We start from the raw sequence: 19,936 nt of genomic DNA on the forward strand, positions 1-19,936 counted from the left end.
ACGCCACGTACGCCCAGCCGGACCAGGTGCGCACATACGTCATGTCCGCCACCCACAGCTGATCCGGCCGCGAGGCCGTGAAGTCGCGGTCGACCAGGTCCGGCGGCCTGGGTGCCGACGGCTCCGGCACCGTGGTGCGGCGACGCTGCCCGCGGATCACGCCCTCCAGGCCCAGCTCACGCATCAGCCGCTCGACAGTGCAGCGTGCCACGAGAACGCCCTTGCGCCTGAGCGCGCGGGTGATCCGGCGGACACCATAGGTACCGCCGGACTCAGCATGGATCTGTTCGATCAGCGGCATCAGCTGCTCGTCACGCAGTCGGCGGGCCGACTTCGGCCGCTTCTTGCGCGCGTAGTACGCCGACTCCGACAGCCCCAGCACCCGGCAGGCGAACCCGACCCCGAGACCCTTGTCCTTGATGTGCTCGATCACCTGGTCGGCCTCGTCCGGGGACGGTCGAGTTCGGCCGCAAAAAACGCGCTCGCGGCTTTGAGGATCTCGTTCGCCCGCCTCAACTCCGCTACTTCTTTTCGGAGTTGCTTCAGTTCCTCGTGCTCGGCGGTGGTCAGCCGGTCGTCGCGTTCGCCGGTGTCCGCCTCGGCCTGGCGGACCCAGCCGCGCAGGGCTTCCTTGTGGATGCCCAGGTCTTTAGCGACGTGCGCGATCGGCCGGCCCGTGGTGCGGACCTCGCGGACGGCCCGCTCGCGGAGCTCGTCGGGGTATTTGCGTGGTGCTGGCACTGCTCGTGGTTCTCCTTCGGGCCAGGATCATAAGCCTGGCTTCAGGGACTCCACGAATCCGGGGTCAGCTCAGAATGTCGTCCTCGAAGAGGCCGGCCAACTCCGCCCGCGCTCGGAAGAGAAAGGGGTATGCCGATGCAGGGGAGGAGCAGGACACCGTGAAGCGTCGCACGCTGCTGGGCGGCGCCACTATCGGCGTGAGCGCGGCTGCCGAGCCCTGGGGGCGCCTCGCCTTCGCCCTCGGGAAGGGTGCCAAGATCGATTCGCTCTCTGCCAGCACGCTCACCGACCGGGCCGCTGAGCTGCACGTCCAGGAACTCGATCTCAGTGCCCGACGCCTACAAAGCACGGTCGAGTCGCATCTTGACGCGATCACCGCGGCTCTGCCTCGTGCCGGCGAGCACGAGCGGGCTCTCACCATCGCCGCCGGAGAAACCGCCGCTCTGGCGGGTTGGGTGGCCTGGGACCTGGGCGAGCACGAGAAGGCCGACGCCTACTACAAGGTCACGGCGCAGTGCGCGGCGGCTGCCGGGCACCCGCCACTCCGAGCCCTGGCCCTGACCTATGCCAGCTACGGCGCCTCGACGCCGAAGGCGAAGTTGGATCTCCTTTCCCAAGCGGCCAGCGACGTGCGAGGCCACGGCAACGCCACTGCTGCCGCCTGGATCCTCGGCAGGCACGCGGAGGAAGCCGCGGCGGTCGACGACGAGACGAGGGCGCTCCGGGCTCTGGAGCGAGCGCGCTTCGCCTACGACTTCGCGGATCACACCAGCGAGCAGGCGTGGGTCCGGTTTGTGACCCCGTACCGTATGGACTCGTTGGCCCTCTCCGTATACGGCCGGTTGGGGCGTCCCGAACTCACGTCTACAGCTGACACCGCGGTCGACCGCCTCGGGGACGGACTGCCTGACGGGGGTGTCGTGGTTCTCGGTGATCTTGCCGCGGCCCTACTGCCATGGGGGTGACGTCGATCAAGGTGTCTACGTGTCACGCCAATTCGCTGCGGCGGCACAGGCCAAGCCCAACACGATGGGCAAGGAGCGCGCAGCGGCTATCGCAGCGTCGCTCCCCGACAACGAACGAGAACTCGCCTTTCATCTACGGCAGTTCGCATCCTGAGCCCCATCGGGCGGCATGCGGGCAAGCTCAAGACGAGAGCGCCGTCGTACGGCGCATCGCTCGTCAGTCTTGAGTCGTCTCCTCGACAACCCAGGACAGGTACGCGTCCGACCCACCGGTCACGGGCAGTGTGATCCATTGGGGGACTTCGTACGGGTGCTGTTCGTGCAGCCACGCTTCCAGCGCCGGGAGGCGATTCGTCGTGGTCATGTACGAGATCCGCCACTCCTGCGCCGTCTCGACCTTCCCCTTCCACCAGTAGAAGGCGGTGATCGGCGCATCGATGTGAACGCCTGCTGCCAGCTTGCCCTCGACCGCGCCCGGGCAAGAGCCGTCGCCTGGCCCTCGCTGTCGCTGGTCGTCTGTGCGATCACAATATCGTTGGCCATGCAACTGCCTCTCCAACTCGGGTACCGCGACCCTACCCAGTCGTTCAGGGCACGCCGGAAACCGGTCGCTAAACCGCTGCTTGAGGGCTGCCCGGCTGCTTTTCCAGCAGCTCTCCCGTCCTTCTGGGGCGGCATGCAGGGGCCATGTGCGCCGTACGTCTGTACAGACGTACGGCGCGTCTCGCCTTGGCCGGTCCGCGTCGAAAGACGTCACATTCCCGCGCAGCATCACTTCGCCGAAGCTCGCCACGCTGTCATACCGGACGCCGCACCAGCCGCGGAGGAGCACGTGGCCGGTGCGACCGCGAGAATGACCGCGGTGACGACGACGGTTGCGCGGGAAAGAACCCTCATGTTGAGGTTCTTCACAAGACGCGCCGAGGAGCGGGAAGCGGGCGACGGAACAGGGAACCCGCCCCGTCGCCCGCTGCGGAGCGTCAGCTCTTGTCGAGGAGTTCGTTCATCTCCTCGATCTCGGCGGTTTGCGCGGTGATGATGTCGTCGGCCAGGGTCTTGGCCGGCCCGTACCGACCCTTGTCCTTCTCGGTGGCGGCCATGTCCACGGCGCCCTCGTGGTGCTCGATCATCATGGTCAGGAACATGGTGTCGAAGTCATGGCCGGAGGCCTCCATGAGCTGGTCCATGTCTTCGGTGCCCATCATCCCGGGCATGTCGGAGGAGTCGTCGTCACCATGCCCGCCGTGGTCCATACCGGGCATGTCGGAGGGTACGTCCTCACCCCATGCCTGCAGCCACCCGGACATGGTCTCGATCTCCGGGTCCTGGGCCTTCTCGATCCGGGAGGCGAGATCCTTGACCTCGGCGGAGGACGTCCGGCTCTGTGCCATCTGTGCCATCTGGAGGGCCTGCCGGTGGTGCGGGATCATGCCCTGCGCGAAGTCGACGTCCTGGTCGTTGTGAGCGCCGGCGGTGTCCTCGGCGCTCGCCGGGGCGGACGTCTGCGTGCCGGAGCCGGTGTCGGAGGGGGCGTCGCCGTTGCCGCAGGCGGCAAGGACGAGGGCGGCGGTCACGGCCGTGACGCCCAGGGCGGCACGGCGGACGAGGGAACGGGTACTGGTCATGGGTGTACTCCTGCGAGGTACGAGGGCGCGCCGATCGGCGCGGGACACGGCTGAACGCCGTATCCGCCCTGACGGTGGGGCGGGCACGGCTCGGCCTTGTCCTAGATCCGCAGAAGTTGCAGTTCGGCCAGGGTGGGCGGGGCACGCCCGCCCCCGGGTGTGGCGGTGAAGGAGCCAGGCAGGTGATCGGTGGACGGGGTCGGACCGACGGGGTCGGGCATCAGCGGGGGCAGAACCGGCCCCGCGCCGACCGCCCCGGACACGCAGGTGGCAGCGGCGTGCTGTGTGTGCCCGCCGCTGCTGTCGGCGCCGTGACAGATGAACTCGTCGGCCGTCCCCATACCCGCGTGTGTCGTGACGGCGGTGGAGTGATGTGGCGAATGGGCGCCTGTCGCGACCGTATCGGCAGGCCCGAGGGCGTGCATGCCGAGCAGACCGGCGAGCAGCCCGAGCAGCAGCAGCGCACGCCACCGTCCGAAGGACGATCGCGCACGGCGGAGCTGCGTACTGGCTGTCACGTCCCTCATGTTACGGAAGCGGCCCCGCTGTATGCGAGGCGAGAGGTGCGCGAGAGGGGATCGAGGCGCGCCACAGCTGGTCGTGCTCTGTGGCGGTCGTCAGGGTGATCAAGCCGGTGTCGAACTCGGTGTCCATGGCGCTGACCGCGTCCAGGCTGTCGGCCGTCTTGGCGATGACGCCCTGGCAGTGGGCGAGACGATGCCGCCGCCCTCGTAGGTCGTCTTGGCTTCGACGTCGGTGTGGTGGCTTCCGTCAGTGGTGCGGCAATTCGACGTGGGACTCCCCGGGGCTTCGGCTGTGGCCCGGCCGAGTATCCGCCGCCCCGCGGGATGCCGGTCCTGCCCGACGGAGGCGGTCAGAAGATGAGGGCGACGCCGGGCGGCCTTGGGACGATCTCTTGCGTCCGGTCCGAATCCCTGCGTGATGACGCAGCTCTGAGTGTCAGCGGCTGTCGGTAGCCTGCCCCCGTGCAGCCGAGCGACTTCTTCAAGACGGAGCAGGACCCGGCATGGTCCATAAATGGAGACCCCTGGTCGTCCTGGAAAGATCACTTCGATACCGAGCTGGTTGTGGGGCTTCGGAACGGGCCGCCACCCGACGGCACGACCGACCTCGACGTGGCTCAGGGCCTCACCCGTCTCGTGCATGCCGAGCTGGAGGAGTACGGCACGAGCAAGGCTGTCCGACTGCAAGAGGACGAGATAGCTGAGGCCCTCCGCAGCTTGAAGGCTGTGCTCAGAAGGCTCGGGATACCCTTCAGCCCTCCCTTCAGGGACTTCCGCAGCTTTCAGGGCTACTGGAGCCGTAATGACATGGGAGGAAGCTGGGCGGCACGCCGCGGGTATCTGAACGAGTTGTTCTCACCGATCTGGGCCTCGCTCGACGAGTTGGATGCGGCAGGAGCTGAGGCGAGCGGGATCAGGGGTGTCGACGGAGGGCTCAAGAACATCGTCTTCGCATCCACCGGTCACAAGCCGGAGATCGTAATGAGCCACCTCATCGACGGTGCTGTCGAGATCGTCGAGCACGCAGACAGCTGCCTGGTCTACGACCGTCCGCTGACGGATGCCGGCCTCACCTGGGGTGATCTCGTTGATTGGTGGAGGGCGGAGACGGGCATGAACGGCGCGGCCGAGCGTGACGTCGCCCGATCGCTCTACCGGAGGCTGCACGCGTCGCTCGCCTCTGAGGCGGAGAGGCTCGTGTTCTTCGCCTTCGCCAGCCGCTACGCCGATCCCGATGGCATGTCGCAACCTGCCCTGCTGCCCCAGGTCTACGTGCACTTCGATCCACTCACCCGGCGGCACCGCGAGATCCTCAGCAAACCGCGGCGGCTTGCGAGGGAGCGGATGGACTTCCTGCTTCTGCTGCCCGGAGGTGTGCGCATCGTGATCGAAGTCGACGGCAAGCATCACTACGCGCGGGAGGTCCCGAAGGGCTCGGGGTGCTGGGTGGCGGCGCCGGACCTCTATTCGGAGATGGTCGCGGAGGACCGTGCTCTTCGGCTCAAGGGGTACGAGGTATTCCGTTTCGGGGGCAAGGAGCTCCTCGAAGCGCGCGATGACCTCAGGTTCATCCGGCAGTTCTTCACGGATATGGAAGCGCGCTTCTGGGCCGCCGACAGAGGTGCGGGGCGGTAGCGAGCGGGACGGCTGTGAGAGGACTTGAGGGCGGTCATGACACGTCCTCGTCGCCACGGTGGCGGGCGGCGGGTTGCTGCGGTGGGGCGGAGACGCTGCTCGGATCGCCGGTCTTCGCGGTGTCCGGTGCGATGCCGGTGTTCTGGCCGCGAGTGGCGATGAGGGACCAGACGATGGACACGGTGATCGTCACGGTGATGACGCCGAGGGTGAGGGGGATGGGCAGCTTGCCGACGGGAGTCTCGGACAGGATGAGCTTGACGCCCGCGAAGGCCAGCAGCACCGCGAGTCCGTAGTGGAGGTAGGCGAAGCGGCGCAGCAGTCCGGCCAGGCAGAAGTACAGGCTGCGTAGGCCGAGGACGGCGAAGGCGTTGGCGGTCCACACGATGAAGGTGTTCGTGGTGATGGCCAGGATCGCGGCGACGGAGTCGACGGCGAAGATCAGGTCGGTGGCCTCTACCGCGACCAGGGCCACGAACAGCAGCGTTGCCACCCGCCGGCCGTTGATCCTGGTGAAGAACCTGTCGCCGTGGAAGCGGGCATCGGTGGGGACGACCTTCTGGACCAGGCGGACCACGGGATTGCGGTCGGGGTGGACTTCCTCGTCCTTGGAGACCGCCATCCTGTAGCCGGTCCAGATCAGGAACGCGCCGAACAGGTAGGCGGTCCAGAAGAACAACTGCAGCAGTTCGGCGCCGACGAAGATGAACACCAGCCGGGCGGCGAGGGCGCCGAGGACGCCCCAGAAGAGGACCTTGTGCTGGTAGGTCTCGGGGACGGCGAAGAAGGAGAAGACCAGCGCGAAGACGAAGACGTTGTCGATGGACAGGGCTTTTTCGATCAGGTAGCCGGCGTAGTAGGTGGAGGAGACTTCTCCGCCCTGCCACACGAGCAGCACCAGGCCGAAGGCGAGGCCGATGGTGATCCAGATCCCGCTCCAGACCGCGGCCTCCTTGAAGCCGATCACGTGGTTGTCACGGTGGGCGATCAGGTCGACGGCGAGCATGACGGCGATCACGAGGGTGACCGCGGCCCAGACCCACAGCGGGACGGTGAACGAAAGCTCATTCATGGTTGATCGGATTCCTCGAACGGGAGAGGGGAAGGAAGGGGCGGTCCCCGGACCCTGGCACGTACGGAGGGGAGCCGGGTCCGGGCCGCTGGTTCACCTGGGCGATCACCTCCCCGGTCTCGCGGGTGGTCGGCTGTGGGCGGTGCGGTGGCGCCGACGAGGGCCGGAAGGCGGTGCCCCGCACATCGGCGGGCAGCGCATCACGATGCCGGGCCCGATGCTGTAGGCCGGCCCATCGAGCCGGGGCGGCGCCGCAGAGTCGGGAACGGAGTCCAGGCCGTCGGTGCGACGGTGTGCACGAACGGGCCGCATCGCAGGGCGGAGGCCTCGGTCAGGACGTGGGCGTCCAGTCCGGCCGGTCCCCGGGCGGCGGCCACCAGTACCGAGGACAGGTGGCGGGCGGCGACGTCCAGTACCGCTCCCGCCGCCCGCAGTCGGGTGCCGCGCGGCGCGACGCGGTGGACGACGGGAATGTGGTCCAGGCCGGCCTGCCGCACCCGGGGCAGCACCCGGCCCATCACCACACGGGCCGCATGCGTGTCCGCCTCGGCGGTGACGGATGAGCGGGCGTGCGCGGGCAGGACGGCGACGAGCAGCAGAGGCGCCCGACGCGGGACGGCCAGTCGCAGCGCGGTGTCGATGACGGCGATGTCCTGGACGGAGTCCGCCAGGAGAGCGGTCACCGGACGTGGCGGAGGAACCGGTGGGACCCGTTCGGCAGGGATCACGGGACGAGCCAGGGGCTGATGGAACACAGCGGCCCCCTTCGGGAAGTGCGGGCGGTTTGGGGGGATGACTCAAGCGTCACTCGCCCATGACGAACCCGTCAAGAATTACGCGAATTTTTTTTCGTCAATCATTCTTCGCGTATGTTTGATACGCGAATCCTGCTTCGTATGATGGGGTTTCATGAGCGTGTCTTCCTCCCGTGGTGATCAGTGGACCTTTCTGACCAACCACGCCCGCGTCCTGCTGCAGATCGCCCGCGATCCCGAGACGCGGCTGCGTGACATCGCCACGGGCATCGGCATCACCGAACGTGCCGTCCAGCTCATCGTCGCCGACCTCGAGGCCGCCGGATACCTCACCCGTACCAGGGTGGGCCGCCGCAACCGCTACACCATCGACCCGACCGTGGCCCTGCGCCACCCCGCCGAGGCCGACCACCCCGTGGGCGACCTCCTCGGGGCTTTCCTCCACCGCGAGGAAAGCCCCGCGTCGTCCGAGCCGGAGTCCTCCCGCACGTGATGCCCGGCCCGCCGTGCTGATTCCGACGGGCAGGGGCAGCGACTCGGTGACGACGGCCCCCGGTGCCGGTCACGCGGACTCGAGCCCTCACGTGGGACGAAGGGCCTTCTCGTCCTGGCCGGGGAGCCTCGGCCACCTGGTGCGGGCGTCGCTCCGGCGTGATCCTGGAGTGGGATCGACACAGAGGAAAGGGGGCGCTGTCATGCACGCCCACCTTGGCGACCGGCTGATCGTCGAGAGCCCGGCCACCGGCGTCGTCCGGCGGGACGGGGAGATCGTCGGCCTCCATCACGACGACGGGACACCGCCGTACGACGTGCGCTGGTCGGACACGGGCGACGTCACGCTGGTCTTCCCCGGGCCGGACGCCCACCTCCACCACCTCGGTGCGGAACGGGAGGCACCGGACGCACCGGTGCCGGGCGACGCGGCTGCCACCGGGACCGCGGACACCGAAGCCGTCGTCGGCGGCCCCGGTGACATCGGGCGGAGGCTGGCGGCCGCACGCCGGCGGAAGGGCCTCGGCCTGGAGGAGACCGCCCGCCGGGCCCGTATGTCACCGGCCTACCTCGACTACCTCGAGACACACCCGTCCGACCCGGGCTTCGGGACCCTCGTCCGCCTGGCCGACGCACTGGGAACCACCCTCCTCGAACTGCAGGGAGGCGGCCGGGAACGGCCACCGGGACAGGGGAGGGCGCTGCTCCACCCCCGCCTGAAGGATCTCGGGGAGCGGGAGTGCCGGGCCCTGCTGTCGACACACGGCGTGGGGCGGATCTCGCTGACCACGCCACACGGTCCTGCCGTGTTCCCCGTCAACTACGAGGTGGCCGACGGGGAGATCGCCTTCCGTACCGCGCCCGACGCCGCCCCCGCGACGGCGGCCGGCAGCGAGGTGGCCTTCGAGGTCGACCACGTCGACGAGGCCATGAGCCGGGGCTGGAGCGTCCTGGCGGTGGGCCGGGCCCGGACCGTCACGGAACCCGGCGAGGCACGCCGGCTCGACGAACGCGCCCACACCGAACCCTGGGCCGGGGACCGGCGCACGCTGTGGGTGGTGATCGCGGTCGACCGGCTGACCGGACGCCGCATCACCCCCGCCGAGGAGGCCTGACCACCCACGGCGGACGCCCTCGCGGTCACCGGGACCTCGGGGACGCGGCAGGGGCCGTTCGGCCCCGGGCATCTCCGGTGCTGCGGCGGTGAACTAGAAGTGTCCGGCCGTCGCGGGGGAAACCAGCCGACAGGAGGCCGAAATGAAAATCCGAACGCGCTGTGGCCGCACCATCGACATCACCCGCTTCGCCCCGTAGGGACTGCCCGCCCACATGGGACGCGTCGTGATGGACACGTCCTTCGCGCCCCATGACGAGGGCGAACTGTGGGCCTCCCTCACCGCCGAGGAGGCCCGGCGCCTCGCCGGGCTGCTGCTCTTCCAAGCCGCCGCCGTCGATCCGGCTCCCGCCGGACGGCCCGGAGCGGCCGAGGTGGTGCCGATCGCGGGTGACTCCTTCGAGATACGGGTGCGCGGCCACGTCCTGACGGTGGACCAGCCGCTGTCCGACGGGGGCAAGGACACCGCGCCCACGCCCGTGGAGCTCTTCGTGGCGGCGGTCGCCTCCTGCGCGGCGCACTACGCGGGACGCTTCCTGGACCGTCATGGGGTCAGTCGGGACGGCCTGTCCGTCCGCGCGGAGTTCCGCATGGCCGACGACCGGCCCGCCCGCGTCGCCGCCCTCTCCCTGACCGCCCTGGCCCCGACCCTGCCGCCGCAGCGGCTGTCCGCCCTGCGTGCGGTGGTCTCGCACTGCACGGTGACCAATACGCTGGCCCGGGCCCCGGAGATCGAGCTGGACGTCCGCGGTGCCCCCGCCGACGCGGTGACCCCGGAGCCGCAGGCGAGCCCCGGCTGACCGCCCGCCGGCCGACCCCTCGCGAAGGCGCTGCGGCCCCGACCGCAGCCCCGGGGCCTCGGACACCGTTGCCCTGCCGCGGCCGAGCCGCGCTGGTGCCGACATCGTCGGGACCCCGTCACGGCCGGCTCCGAGGCGTCGGGCCGCCCGCTCGGCAACACGGTCCCGCCGCCACCGCCGTCCGCGACAGCGACTCCACCACGCCCGGCCCCGGCACGCGCCCGCGTCCCGGCGACGAACTCCTGCTCGCCTCGCACGCCGCGGGCGGGCGGGAGAGCCACGCGGCCTTCAGGTGAGGCGGGTCAGCGGGCGGGATCGTCCTCCTGGCGGACCACGACGACGGGGCAGGCCGCGTGCTGGGCGCAGCGCTGGCTGACCGACCCCAGCACCGCCCGGGCGAAGCCGCCCCGCCCCCGGCGGCCCACGACGAGGAGCGCGGCCCCCTCCGAAGCACGGATCAGCACCTCCGACGGGTCGCCCTCGACGAGGTGCTCCGTCAGCCCGGCGGGAGGACCGTCGGGGAAGACCGCGTGGAGCTCCTGGGTGAAACGCTCCCTGGCCTGCCCCAGGTCGAACTCGGGATCGATCGCGGGTCCGCTCCAGCCCCTGGAGGACGGCGTGTCCCAGACACAGACCGCCTCCACGGCACCGCCGACGCCCCGCGCGTAGCGGTCCGCCCATCGCAGGGCGGCGTACGACGAAGGGGATCCGTCCACGCCCACGACCACCCGTGGTACCTCGGAGGATTGCATGGCCACCTCACTCAGCAGTCGTCACTCCGCGCACCTCCACGCTGCCGGGACCCGCGCCGCCGCGCCAGCGGAGGCGGTCAGGCGGGTGCGGAGACGGCCGGTCGGCGTCGACGCCGTCATCCACCTGCTCGCAGCTCCCCGGCGATGCCCGCGGCCCAGGCGTCGACGGCCTCCCAGTCGCGGAAGTCGCCGAACCGTCCGCCCACCAGGCGGAACAGCAGACGTCCGGTGCGAGGCAGTTGGTCCCGTTCGACGACGCCGGAGAACAGGCGGTGGCTCCGGTACACCAGGCCCGGCGGCAGATCCTTCTCGATCACCGGCAGTTCCTTGGGAGCCATGCGTCGCCATGGTCCGCGCAGCGCCGCCGGCATCCCGACGCTGAAGATCCACACCGGGCGGGCGACGAGCACGTCCAGGTGGTTCCGCGCGAAGTCCTTGGCCGGTCGCAGCCAGCTCTGCCCGTGCACGGCGCTGCCGAGGACGAACGCCCGGTAGCCGTCGGCGTCCTCGACCTCGGTCACGGGCCTGGCCTCCGCCGCCAGCCCCGCGTGCCGCAGGGCGGTGGCCGTTCTCTCGGCGATCGCCCGGGTGGAACCGTGGGCGGTCGCGTATCCGACGAGTACGTTCATGACGTCACCTCGTCGACGGTGCGTTCCGCCCGCCCGGTCGCGGATGTGGGGACCGGCGTGGACATGCGCGGCCGGAACCAGCTCGATTCCCGGGCAGGTACGTCGGTGACCACGGCGATCGCCTGTCGGTCACGGGTTCGGCCAGGGCGCCCTCCCGAACGGATGCGCGGGGCGGTTCGGCACGGCGACGGCGGTCGGTCCGTCAGGACGGCGGCGGTGCCACCGGCGTCCGGCAGCGGCCGCACCGGCAGGTCGACGGAGCCGTGCGGGAACAGGAAGGCCGGCACGAGGACCGCCGTCATGGCGCCGCCTCCGGTTCCCCGCCGCCCTGGTCGAGCCGGAAGGGCGGGTACACGTCGGTGAGCAGGGTCGCGTAGGCGGCCACCCGCAGCACCCAGCGGTTCAGCCCGACCACCAGGTCGAACAGACCGCGCGGGTAGTAGCCGGTCGCGGCCAGGGCCACCCCGGCGCACAGGGTGAGCAGTCCGATGAGACCACCCGCGACCCAGGTGGCTTGGACGTCCCCGAGGAGGAAGCCCAGGATCAGGTAGTGCGGGATCGCCAGCAGCCACCACTTCACCAGGACGAGGCCGCGGGACAGCTTCTGGGGATAGGCCAGGTCCCAGTGCGCGGGGTAGTCGGGGACGTCGGCGAGCGTGAACGGCGGGTAGCGGTCGGTACCGAGCGTGCCGTAGGCGTAGTAGCCCACGCGCCAGCTCCACCGCAGCACGCCCGTGCCGAAGTCGAACAGCGGCCGGGGGTAGCGGCCGGTGAGGAGGATGGCGAAGAACGCCACCACGCTCGTTCCCACGAACGCCACCCACAGGAAGCACAGGACGACGTAGTGGGGGAACGCCAGCAGCCACTTCACCAGCCACAGCCAGCGGGACAGCGGTGCGTCGAGGACCGCGGTCAGCCGCGCGGGATGGGCCGGCGGCGACATGGCGGGAGGTACCGCCGGGGGCAAGGGTTTCGTGCTCATGGGGCCGGTCCCTTCGGATCCGGTGACGATCACGGGGCGGAGCACGGGTGGTCGTCGTACTGCGTGCTCTGCTTCCAGTGTTCGTCGGGCGGCCCGCACGGCCCAGGGCCGAACGGTGCACGAAGCCGCCGGCCGGCCGCCGGTCTGCCCTCGGACCACGGGTGAGTGCGTGTCCGGCCGTGTGCCCGACAAGCCGTGGCGTGGCGTCACCCTGCGGCGGAGGCGAGGCTGGAGGGACAGGGAACGAACGGTGCGGAAATCTTCTGGAGGTGCCATGACTGGTGCGGACGGACGGCGGCCGATCGTGGTGGGCGTCGACCCCGACCCCTCGAAGCGGCTGGCACTGTCCTGGGCCGCCGACGAGGCGGACCGGCGTGGTCTGCCGCTGCGGCTCGTCCACGCCCAGGGCACCCCGACCGGCGGATACCGGTCGGGGGAGGTACGGCCGTCCTGGGAGGAATGGAACCGGGCGCTGCACGGCCTGGGTGATCAGGTGCTCAAGGAAGCGGCCTCCTTCGTGGAGTCCCGGCGTCCGACGGTGGAGACGTCGACGCTGCTGGCGGAAGGGGAGCCGGCGTGGGTCCTGCACGAGGAGGCACGGAGCGCCTCCCTGGTCGTGGTGGGTTCCTGGCACCTGAGCAAACGGCGTGGGATGTTCTCCACCGCCTCCGTGGCGCTTCCGCTCACCGCCCACGCTCCCTGCCCGGTCGTGGTCGTGCCGGAGCCGGAGCACATCACTCAGCAGCCCGCGTACGTCGTGGTCGGCGTCGACGGAAGTGAGCATGCGGCCGCGGCGGTGGACGTGGCGTTCGAGGAGGCGGCCCTGCGCGGAGCGCTCCTGCGGGCGCTGTACGTGTGGCATCCGCCGCTCCTCGGTGTCCTGGACGAGGACGCCGCGGTGCGGGAGTGCCGCCGCGTGCTGTCGGAGACGGTCGCGGGCCGTGCCGCGGCACACCCGGACGTGGAGCTGCACCACGAAGTCGTCCGCGGCCATCCGGTGCAGGTGCTGACGGAGGCCTCGCGACACGCTCTGGGCCTGGTCGTGGGGACCCGGGGGCACGGAGGTTTCACGGGCATGGTGCTGGGCTCGGTGAGCCAGGGAGTACTGCACCACGCCCACTGCCCCGTCATCACGGTCCCGGCGTGAGGTGGCGGACGACCGCCCCGGGCCCGTGCCCGAGCAGCCCTGTCCGTGCCCGTCGGGCCGGTCACCGGACGAGGGAGCGCCCTCCGACTGCGGGCGGCGGACAGGCAGGACGACCGTCGAGTCACCCGGAGCCCGTCACGGCGCCCTCGTCCGAGATCCTCCGGGTGCCCCGGCCGACCGCGCCGGTGACGAGGACGCCGACACCGTACGGGGGTGGTTGATGGACACCGGCACGAAATCGCCGGCACCCGGCGGGAGGAAGGACGGGACGTCCGGTTCCGGCCCGCGTCCTCCGGTACCGGGACTCCCCGTCGACGACGTCTTCGCCGCGCTGGACACGTCATGGCGCGGGCTGCCGGGGGAACGGGCCCGGGACAGGCTGGAGAAGCACGGGGCCAACGAACTGCCCCGGGCGGGGCGCCGCACCGTGTGGCGGCAGCTGGGGGCGCAGTTCACGGACCTCTTCGCGGTAGTGCTGATCGTCGCTTCGGGGATCACCTTCCTGGCGTACGCGCTGGAGGAGCCGCGGGACGCGGGCACCGTGCAGTTGGCGGTGGCGATCCTGGGCGTCGTGGTGCTGAACGCCGCGATCGGTTTCGCCCAGGAGTACTCGGCGGAGCGGACGGCCCAGGCGCTGGAGGCGATGGTGCCCCACGCCTGCCGGGTGCTGCGCGACGGCGAACGGCTGGAGCTGCCGGCCCGGGACGTGGTGCCGGGCGACGTGGTGCTGCTGGAGGCCGGTGACGCCGTGCCGGCGGACTGCCGGGTGGTCGAAGCGCACGAGCTGGCGGTGAACAACGCGCCGCTGACCGGGGAGAGCAACGCCGTGGGCCGCACCGCCGACCCGGTGGCGGCGGGGCCGCTGCTGGAGGCCCGCAACTGCGTGTTCATGGGAACCGACGTCGTCGCCGGAGGCGGGCGGGCCGTGGTCTTCGCCACCGGCGCGGCGACCGAGTTCGGGCGGATCTGCCGAATGGCCGCGGCCGCCCCGCGGCAGAAGACCCCGCTGCAGCTCCAGGTCGCCTCCATGGCCCGTCGGGTGGCGGGGGCCGCCCTGGCGATCGGCGCCCTGATGTTCGCCGTGCGGCTGCCCACCGGGGACTCCGTGGTGACCCTGTTCGTGTTCGCACTGGGGGTGATGGTGGCGCTGGTGCCGGAAGGACTGCCCGCCACCCTCTCGGTGTCACTGTCGATCGGGGTGCGGCGGATGGCACGTCGCCACGCCCTGATCAAACAGCTGCTGGCGGTGGAGGCACTCGGGTCGACCACCGTCGTGTGCACGGACAAGACCGGGACGCTCACCCAGGCGGAGATGACCGTCACCCAGGTGTGGGCGGGGGGTGCGTCGCACTCGGTGAGCGGCGTGGGGTACGAGCCGAGCGGCGAGGTCGCCGACGCCGCTGAGGTGCGCGAGCTGCTGCGGGTGGCGGGCCTGTGCTGCAACGCCCGGCTGGTTCCGCCCACGGGCCCCCGGGAGCACTGGCGGGTGCTCGGTGACACCACGGAGGGAGCGTTGCTCGTCGTCGCGGCCAAGGTCGGCCTGGATCCGGGAGCGGAGGAGGCGGCCGCGCCGCGGGTGACGGAATTCCCCTTCGACTCGGACCGCAAGCTGATGACCACGGTGCACAGGACGGGCGCGGGCTACCAGGCGTGCGTCAAGGGAGCGCCCGGAGAGCTGCTGGCGCGGTGCACCGACGTGGAGTGGGACGGGCGGCGTGGACCACTGACCGGGACGGACCGGGCGGCGGCCGTCGCGGCCGGTGACGAGCTGGCGTCGCAGGGGCTGCGGGTGCTGGCCGTCGCGCAGCGGGCACTGGACGGCCCCCGCCCGGTGCGGGAGGAGGCCGAGTCGGCGCTGACGCTGCTGGGACTGGTCGGCATGCTGGACCCGCCGCGCCCGGAGGTCACCGACGCGGTCGCCGCTTGCCGCCGGGCCGGCATCCGGGTCGTCATGGTCACCGGCGACCACCCGCTGACCGGGGAGGCCGTGGCCCGCCGGGTGGGGATCGTACGACGGCCGGATCCGGTCGTGGTGACGGGCGCCCGGCTCGACGCGATGGACGACGAGGCGCTCGACTCGCTTCTCGCCGAACCGTCCGAGCTGCTGCTGTGCCGGGTCAGCCCGGAGCACAAGATGCGCGTGGTCACCGCCTTCCAGCGGCGCGGCGGGGTGGTGGCGGTCACCGGTGACGGGGCGAACGACGCCCCGGCGCTCAAGCACGCGGACATCGGCGTGGCGATGGGGGCGTCGGGCACCGACGTCGCCCGTGAGGCGGCCTCGATGGTGCTGCTGGACGACTCGTTCGCCTCCATCGCGACGGCGGTACGGCTCGGCAGGTCCGTGTACCAGAACATCCGCAAGTTCCTGATCTACGTCTTCAGCAGCAACATCGGCGAGCTCGGCCCGATCCTGGCGGCGACGTTCGCCGGATTTCCCCTGGTGCCCGTCAGCGCGGTGCAGATCCTGGCGATCGACCTGGGCTCCGACGTGATGCCCGCCCTGGCACTGGGCGCGGAACGACCCGAACCGGACGTGATGGACCGCCCGCCCCGCTCCCGGCACGAACGGCTGTTCTCGGCGGCGGTCGTGGGACGCATCCTGTTCCTGGGAGGCATCCAGGCGCTCGGCGTGTGCGCCGTGTTCTTCTGGCACATCCACTCCTCCGGCATCCCGTTCGACGACTTCACCGAGGACCACCCCGTCTACCGGGAGGCCGTCACGCTGGCGCAGGGCGGGATCGTGCTCAGCCAGTTCTTCGTCTCCCTCGCGGTACGCACCGATCGCCAGAGCGTCCTGACGGCAGGCCTGCTGTCCAACCCGGCCCTGCTGGCGGCGGGCGGCTTCGGCATCGCCCTCATGGCCGCGATCAGCTATCTGCCGCCCCTGCAGGCCGTCTTCAACACCGCTCCGCTCGACGCTACCGACTGGGCGGTCCTGGCCGGGCTCGGCACCCTGCCCCTGCTCGCGGACGAAGCCCGCAAGGCGTGGCTGCGCCGCCGCGCCGACCGCCGGAGAGGAGGCCCACGGTGAAGGTGATCGTCGTCGGCTGCGGACGAGTGGGCTCCGCCCTCGCCGGTCTGCTCGCCGCCGAAGGGCACGACGTGCAGGTCGTCGACCGGCGTCCCAAAGCGGCCCGGCGGCTGCCCGACAGCCCGCGCATCCGCTTCCACGAGGGCAACGGCTACAGCCGCGCGGTCCTCCGGACCGCTGGGATCGAGCACGCGGACGCCTTCGTCGCTGCCACCTCGAGCGACAACAGCAACGTCGTCAGCGCGCGGACCGCGAAGGAGACCTACCGGGTGCCCATCGTCCTCGCCCGCGTCCACGATCCCCGGCGCGCCGACATCTACCGGGAACTCGGCATCCCCACCATCGCCGGCATCCACTGGACCGTGCACCAGATCCACCGGATGCTGCTGCACCGTCACCTGAGTCCCGAACTCAGCTTCGGCAACGGAGAGACCCTGCTCGTCCGCTCCGACCTGCCCGACTACTTCGTCGGTCGGCGGTTGACGGAGTTCGAGGTCGACGGCGAGATCCGCGTCGTCGAGGTCACCCGTGCGGGCCGCTCCCTCATCCCCGCGCACAGCACGCCCGCGTGCGCCGGCGACCTGGTCACCTTCGCCGTCGCCGCCACCGCACTCGGCAGGCTGCGCGCCTTCCTCGACAAGGAGCTGGGGACGTGAATGTGCTCATCGCCGGCGCGGGACGCCTCGGTACCCAGATCGCCCAGGTGCTCTCCGCGGCCCGCAACAAGGTCACGCTGATCGACAGCGACGACGACCACGTGGCCGAACTCCGGGGCCGCCTCCCGGGCGTGCTGCTCGTCACCGGGGACGCGTGCGAACCGGCCCTCCTGGAACACGCCGGTGCGCTGACCGCCGACCTGGTCGTCGCCACCACCGGTGACGACGAGGACAACCTCGTCATCGGCCTGCTCGCCAAACGGCGGTTCTCGGTGCCCCGCGTGGCCGCCCGCGTCAACGACGCCGACAACGCCTGGCTGTTCGACGCGCGTTGGGGCGTCGACGTCGCCGTACCCGCCGCCACCCCGCTGATCTCCCTCATTGAGGAGGCCACCGGGGCCACCGACACGGTCGCCCTGCTGCGGCTCAGCAAAGCCGGCATCGACGTCATCGAAACGGTCATCACGCCGCGGTCCAGAGCGGTGGGCCGGGCTCTGGGCGACATCCGGCTGCCCGAAGGGACGGTCGTCGCCACGATCGTCCGTGACGGACAGCCCACCGTGCCGGACCCGGCCGTCCCCCTGCGGGCCGGGGACGAGCTCCTGCTCGTCTCGCACTCCGCGACCGAACACGAGATCCACGCGGCGTTCCAGTGACCCGCCCCCTGCCGGCACACCGGGCCGCCCGCCCCTGTGGCGGGACCGGGGCCGGAGCGTGCGACGGGCGCCTCAGTGACGCTCCCCCGTTCTCCGCACCACCACGACCGGGCAGTGTGCGTGATGCAGCAGGGCCTGGCTGACCGAGCCCAGGAGCAGCCCGGCGAAACCACCACGCCCCCGCGCACCGACCACCACCAGCTGGGCGGAGCGGCTGGCCTCGATCAACGCCTCCCGCGTCCCGCCGTGCACCACCCTGTGCTCCACCACGACGCCCGGGTGGCGCTCCTGACGTCCGGTGAGCGCCTCGGACAGCAGCCTCTCCTCCTCCCCGGCCAGCGCTCCCGGCGGGTTCGCGTACGGCATGGACGGATCCTGCGGGGCGGGCATCGGCGCGTTCCACGCGGTCCAGGTGTGCAGCGCCACCAACGGCGCGTTCCGCAGGGCGGCCTCGGAGAAGGCGAAGTCCACGGCCTTCTGTCCCGCGGCAGAGCCGTCGACGCCCAGCACGATCGGACCGTCGGGGAGGGGCTGCTCGCGCACGACCAGCACCGGGCACCGGCCGTGCGCCGCCAGATGCACCGCCGTCGACCCCACCAGCAGCCCGACGAACCCGCCCATGCCCCGGCATCCGACCACCACCAGCTCCGCGGCCCGCGACTGTGCCTCCAGAACGGTCAACGGCTCACCGGTCACCACGACATGACCGACCTCGGCCTCCGGCGCCACCGCCCGCGCCCGTTCGACCGCCTCGGCCACCAGACGATCCACCATGTTCTGCAGCCCGCCCTCCGGTGGTCCCAGCGGCGACGGCCCCAGGGGCGCGTGCATCGCGGGCCAGACGAACGCGTGCACCAGCCGCAGCCCCGCCCCGCGCAACCGAGCCTCCCGCGCGGCGGCCTCCACCGCGGCGAGACTCGACGCCGAACCGTCCACGCCCACGACCACGAGACCACTCACCGTGCCTCCCTCACATCGACGCCGTCACCTCTCACGTCCAGGTTCACCCCGGTCACGCTCCGCTGCACGGGGACGAGGGACCACCACGGCCGTCGACCGGATCGCGGTGACGAGCCCCGACGGCCGGCGTGGGGCGCGCCGACACACTCCCGCGCGGATAGGGCGGTGATACCGATCGACACTGCCGGACCCGCACGCCGTCCGTGTCACTGTGGAGAACGGTGCGGGGACGCTGACGGGACGACTGGAGATGTCACTCGTTCCCGAACTGCCAGCGGCGGTGCAGGACGTCGACGACGTTGTTGGTGCCGTCGACGAGAATGAAGCGGACTGAGCCGGCGGCGTCGGCGGGACGGCGAGGAATGTCATCCGGTCAGCGCGGCGGGAGCGGTACTGAGGGACACCTGTCGGGCGTCGCGTCGTCCTCGTGGGCACCCGGCGGGGTATACCGGAAACCGGCTCGTCCGTACGACCTTGGAGACCTCGTGTCCTACGACCGCACCGTCCGCCTCGACACCGACTTCGACGCGACCGTCACCGCCGTCCGCCAGGCACTGGCGGACCAGGGCTTTGGCATCCTCACCGAGATCGACGTCAAGGCCACGCTGAAGAAGAAACTCGGTGCCGACGTGGAGGACTACGTGATCCTCGGCGCCTGCAACCCGGCGCTGGCCCACCAGGCTCTGGAGACCGACCGCAGCATCGGCCTGCTGCTACCGTGCAACGTCGTCGTCCGGCGGGAAGGCGACCGGACCGCCGTCCAGGCCCTGGACCCGAACACCATGATCACCCTCACGGGACTGCCAGCTCTGGAGCCCGTCGCCGACGAAGCCAAGGCCCGGCTGGACGCCGCTCTGGCCTCGCTGGTCTGACCGGATCCCCGGGATCCCTTCCCTCACCGCGTGCGGCGACCAGGAAGTCGGCACTGCCGGACAGCGTGGTGAGCCGGGGTGCGTCTTCGTCCTCGATGTGGACGACGGACCGCTCGCTGAGGACCTCTACACAGCTCAGGAAGACCAGCGAGTCCGTCCCGAGCACCCTGCGGAACACGTCGTCGGGCGCGAGGACCAGGGCCACCTGCGACGGGTGGATGACGCCGAGGACCGTCTCCACGTCCTGATCCCCCAGGTCGGTGACCGTGATCGTGGCCCGGGACACCTCGGGACCGCGCAGCCCGCCTGTCCGGGCCGGAGTGACCAGGTCCTTCGGGGCGCTCATCAGCCAGGGAAGTGCCAAGGCGTCGGCGTGGTGCAGCGCGGGGGTGACGAGTCCTTCGCCGGATAGGAGGCCACGGCCATGCCGAGGTGGACATCCTCGCCGGCCGCGAAGTGGTCGTCGGTCCAGAAGCCGTTGAACTCGGGTACCTCCCGGGCCGCCAGGGCCGCCGCCTTGAGCACCAG

21 protein-coding genes and 2 pseudogenes are annotated in these 19,936 nt (G+C 71.0%); 10 read left to right on the forward strand and 13 right to left on the reverse strand.

Annotated features, from left to right (window positions below; genetic code table 11):
- The coding region (locus ACFXAE_RS03590) for an IS3 family transposase (RefSeq protein WP_384707398.1) at positions 1 to 433 on the reverse strand (433 nt) is incomplete at its 3' end.
- The gene (locus ACFXAE_RS03595) at positions 430 to 741 is read right to left on the reverse strand and encodes a transposase (protein WP_384707401.1); all 312 of its coding nucleotides are present in this window, start codon (positions 739 to 741) and stop codon (positions 430 to 432) included. The genes ACFXAE_RS03595 and ACFXAE_RS03590, both read right to left, overlap by 4 nt.
- Positions 742 to 770: 29 nt before the next feature.
- Between ACFXAE_RS03595 and ACFXAE_RS03600 the strand changes: the two are divergent.
- Positions 771 to 1,860: pseudogene (locus ACFXAE_RS03600) on the forward strand (transcriptional regulator); the annotation flags it as partial.
- Positions 1,861 to 1,923: 63 nt separating this feature from the next.
- On the opposite strand, the pseudogene cutA reads toward ACFXAE_RS03600, so the two are convergent.
- The 3 genes and pseudogenes from cutA to ACFXAE_RS03615 all read right to left on the reverse strand — a co-directional run bounded on the left by cutA (position 1,924) and on the right by ACFXAE_RS03615 (position 3,849).
- Positions 1,924 to 2,249 (reverse strand): annotated as a pseudogene (gene cutA / locus ACFXAE_RS03605) (divalent-cation tolerance protein CutA).
- 437 nt (positions 2,250 to 2,686) lie between these two features.
- Positions 2,687 to 3,331 (reverse strand): DUF305 domain-containing protein, encoded by a 645-nt coding sequence (locus tag ACFXAE_RS03610; RefSeq protein ID WP_384707404.1) that lies wholly within the window; start codon positions 3,329 to 3,331, stop codon positions 2,687 to 2,689.
- A 101-nt stretch (positions 3,332 to 3,432) separates the two neighbouring features.
- Positions 3,433 to 3,849: a DUF6153 family protein gene (locus ACFXAE_RS03615; RefSeq protein WP_384707407.1), complete on the reverse strand. Its 417-nt coding sequence runs from the start codon at positions 3,847 to 3,849 to the stop codon at positions 3,433 to 3,435.
- 468 nt (positions 3,850 to 4,317) lie between these two features.
- On the opposite strand from ACFXAE_RS03615, the gene ACFXAE_RS03620 reads away from it, so the two are divergent.
- Positions 4,318 to 5,490, forward strand: coding sequence for a hypothetical protein (locus tag ACFXAE_RS03620; protein WP_384707410.1), 1,173 nt, complete (start codon positions 4,318 to 4,320; stop codon positions 5,488 to 5,490).
- A gap of 34 nt (positions 5,491 to 5,524) precedes the next feature.
- On the opposite strand, the gene ACFXAE_RS03625 is transcribed toward ACFXAE_RS03620, so the two are convergent.
- Both ACFXAE_RS03625 and ACFXAE_RS03630 read right to left on the reverse strand, forming a co-directional pair.
- Positions 5,525 to 6,562 (reverse strand): TerC family protein, encoded by a 1,038-nt coding sequence (locus tag ACFXAE_RS03625; RefSeq protein ID WP_384707413.1) that lies wholly within the window; start codon positions 6,560 to 6,562, stop codon positions 5,525 to 5,527.
- 200 nt (positions 6,563 to 6,762) lie between these two features.
- Positions 6,763 to 7,245 (reverse strand): universal stress protein, encoded by a 483-nt coding sequence (locus tag ACFXAE_RS03630; protein WP_384707416.1) that lies wholly within the window; start codon positions 7,243 to 7,245, stop codon positions 6,763 to 6,765.
- A gap of 226 nt (positions 7,246 to 7,471) precedes the next feature.
- Here ACFXAE_RS03630 and ACFXAE_RS03635 point away from each other — a divergent pair, with 226 nt between their 5' ends.
- The 3 genes from ACFXAE_RS03635 (at position 7,472) to ACFXAE_RS03645 (ending at position 9,723) form a co-directional block, all read left to right on the forward strand.
- A complete protein-coding gene (locus ACFXAE_RS03635) occupies positions 7,472 to 7,810 on the forward strand; it encodes a helix-turn-helix domain-containing protein (protein WP_361744698.1) in 339 nt (112 codons plus the stop codon).
- A gap of 202 nt (positions 7,811 to 8,012) precedes the next feature.
- Positions 8,013 to 8,924: a pyridoxamine 5'-phosphate oxidase family protein gene (locus ACFXAE_RS03640; protein WP_384707420.1), complete on the forward strand. Its 912-nt coding sequence runs from the start codon at positions 8,013 to 8,015 to the stop codon at positions 8,922 to 8,924.
- A gap of 214 nt (positions 8,925 to 9,138) precedes the next feature.
- The gene (locus tag ACFXAE_RS03645) at positions 9,139 to 9,723 is read left to right on the forward strand and encodes an OsmC family protein (RefSeq protein ID WP_384707423.1); all 585 of its coding nucleotides are present in this window, start codon (positions 9,139 to 9,141) and stop codon (positions 9,721 to 9,723) included.
- Positions 9,724 to 10,025: 302 nt separating this feature from the next.
- On the opposite strand, the gene ACFXAE_RS03650 is transcribed toward ACFXAE_RS03645, so the two are convergent.
- From ACFXAE_RS03650 to ACFXAE_RS03660, 3 genes are all read right to left on the reverse strand, one after another.
- The gene (locus tag ACFXAE_RS03650; RefSeq protein WP_039986619.1) at positions 10,026 to 10,475 is read right to left on the reverse strand and encodes a universal stress protein; all 450 of its coding nucleotides are present in this window, start codon (positions 10,473 to 10,475) and stop codon (positions 10,026 to 10,028) included.
- Between the two features lie 116 nt (positions 10,476 to 10,591).
- Entirely contained in the window at positions 10,592 to 11,104 is a 513-nt protein-coding gene (locus ACFXAE_RS03655; RefSeq protein ID WP_384707427.1) for a flavodoxin domain-containing protein, read from the reverse strand.
- 298 nt (positions 11,105 to 11,402) lie between these two features.
- Complete coding sequence (locus tag ACFXAE_RS03660; RefSeq protein WP_384707430.1) at positions 11,403 to 12,086, reverse strand: DUF4389 domain-containing protein; 684 nt, start codon at positions 12,084 to 12,086, stop codon at positions 11,403 to 11,405.
- A gap of 274 nt (positions 12,087 to 12,360) precedes the next feature.
- Here ACFXAE_RS03660 and ACFXAE_RS03665 point away from each other — a divergent pair, with 274 nt between their 5' ends.
- From ACFXAE_RS03665 to ACFXAE_RS03680, 4 genes are all read left to right on the forward strand, one after another.
- Positions 12,361 to 13,233 (forward strand): universal stress protein, encoded by an 873-nt coding sequence (locus tag ACFXAE_RS03665; protein ID WP_384707433.1) that lies wholly within the window; start codon positions 12,361 to 12,363, stop codon positions 13,231 to 13,233.
- 220 nt (positions 13,234 to 13,453) lie between these two features.
- The gene (locus ACFXAE_RS03670) at positions 13,454 to 16,264 is read left to right on the forward strand and encodes a cation-translocating P-type ATPase (RefSeq protein WP_384707436.1); all 2,811 of its coding nucleotides are present in this window, start codon (positions 13,454 to 13,456) and stop codon (positions 16,262 to 16,264) included.
- Positions 16,261 to 16,920, forward strand: a complete 660-nt coding sequence (locus tag ACFXAE_RS03675) for a potassium channel family protein (protein WP_384707439.1) — start codon at positions 16,261 to 16,263, stop codon at positions 16,918 to 16,920. Before ACFXAE_RS03670 ends, ACFXAE_RS03675 begins: the two co-directional genes overlap by 4 nt.
- Positions 16,917 to 17,576 (forward strand): potassium channel family protein, encoded by a 660-nt coding sequence (locus ACFXAE_RS03680; RefSeq protein WP_384707442.1) that lies wholly within the window; start codon positions 16,917 to 16,919, stop codon positions 17,574 to 17,576. Before ACFXAE_RS03675 ends, ACFXAE_RS03680 begins: the two co-directional genes overlap by 4 nt.
- A 72-nt stretch (positions 17,577 to 17,648) precedes the next feature.
- On the opposite strand, the gene ACFXAE_RS03685 is transcribed toward ACFXAE_RS03680, so the two are convergent.
- The gene (locus ACFXAE_RS03685; RefSeq protein ID WP_384707445.1) at positions 17,649 to 18,536 is read right to left on the reverse strand and encodes a universal stress protein; all 888 of its coding nucleotides are present in this window, start codon (positions 18,534 to 18,536) and stop codon (positions 17,649 to 17,651) included.
- Positions 18,537 to 19,021: 485 nt separating this feature from the next.
- Between ACFXAE_RS03685 and ACFXAE_RS03690 the strand changes: the two genes are divergently transcribed.
- Complete coding sequence (locus ACFXAE_RS03690) at positions 19,022 to 19,408, forward strand: DUF302 domain-containing protein (protein ID WP_384707448.1); 387 nt, start codon at positions 19,022 to 19,024, stop codon at positions 19,406 to 19,408.
- Here the strand turns inward: ACFXAE_RS03690 and ACFXAE_RS03695 are convergent.
- Positions 19,329 to 19,754, reverse strand: coding sequence for a 2-oxo acid dehydrogenase subunit E2 (locus ACFXAE_RS03695; RefSeq protein WP_384707451.1), 426 nt, complete (start codon positions 19,752 to 19,754; stop codon positions 19,329 to 19,331). The genes ACFXAE_RS03690 and ACFXAE_RS03695 overlap by 80 nt on opposite strands.
- On the reverse strand, positions 19,754 to 19,933 hold the full coding sequence (locus ACFXAE_RS03700) for a 2-oxo acid dehydrogenase subunit E2 (RefSeq protein WP_233452323.1): 180 nt from the start codon (positions 19,931 to 19,933) through the stop codon (positions 19,754 to 19,756). The genes ACFXAE_RS03695 and ACFXAE_RS03700 overlap by 1 nt, the downstream gene beginning before the upstream one ends.
- Between the last annotated feature and the right edge of the window lie 3 nt (positions 19,934 to 19,936).

Origin of the sequence: Streptomyces sp. NPDC059454, from assembly GCF_042749965.1 — a bacterium.
Classification (GTDB): Bacteria; Actinomycetota; Actinomycetes; order Streptomycetales; family Streptomycetaceae; genus Streptomyces.

Bases quoted from the DNA above. Each gene is read 5' to 3' on its own strand.
- ACFXAE_RS03610 (WP_384707404.1), bottom strand. From the start codon at position 3,331: ATGACCAGTACCCGTTCCCTCGTCCGCCGTGCCGCCCTGGGCGTCACG.
- ACFXAE_RS03625 (WP_384707413.1), bottom strand. From the start codon at position 6,562: ATGAATGAGCTTTCGTTCACCGTCCCGCTGTGGGTCTGGGCCGCGGTC.
- ACFXAE_RS03635 (WP_361744698.1), top strand. From the start codon at position 7,472: ATGAGCGTGTCTTCCTCCCGTGGTGATCAGTGGACCTTTCTGACCAAC.
- ACFXAE_RS03640 (WP_384707420.1), top strand. From the start codon at position 8,013: ATGCACGCCCACCTTGGCGACCGGCTGATCGTCGAGAGCCCGGCCACC.
- ACFXAE_RS03645 (WP_384707423.1), top strand. From the start codon at position 9,139: ATGGGACGCGTCGTGATGGACACGTCCTTCGCGCCCCATGACGAGGGC.
- ACFXAE_RS03650 (WP_039986619.1), bottom strand. From the start codon at position 10,475: ATGCAATCCTCCGAGGTACCACGGGTGGTCGTGGGCGTGGACGGATCC.
- ACFXAE_RS03655 (WP_384707427.1), bottom strand. From the start codon at position 11,104: ATGAACGTACTCGTCGGATACGCGACCGCCCACGGTTCCACCCGGGCG.
- ACFXAE_RS03660 (WP_384707430.1), bottom strand. From the start codon at position 12,086: ATGAGCACGAAACCCTTGCCCCCGGCGGTACCTCCCGCCATGTCGCCG.
- ACFXAE_RS03665 (WP_384707433.1), top strand. From the start codon at position 12,361: ATGACTGGTGCGGACGGACGGCGGCCGATCGTGGTGGGCGTCGACCCC.
- ACFXAE_RS03670 (WP_384707436.1), top strand. From the start codon at position 13,454: ATGGACACCGGCACGAAATCGCCGGCACCCGGCGGGAGGAAGGACGGG.
- ACFXAE_RS03695 (WP_384707451.1), bottom strand. From the start codon at position 19,754: ATGAGCGCCCCGAAGGACCTGGTCACTCCGGCCCGGACAGGCGGGCTG.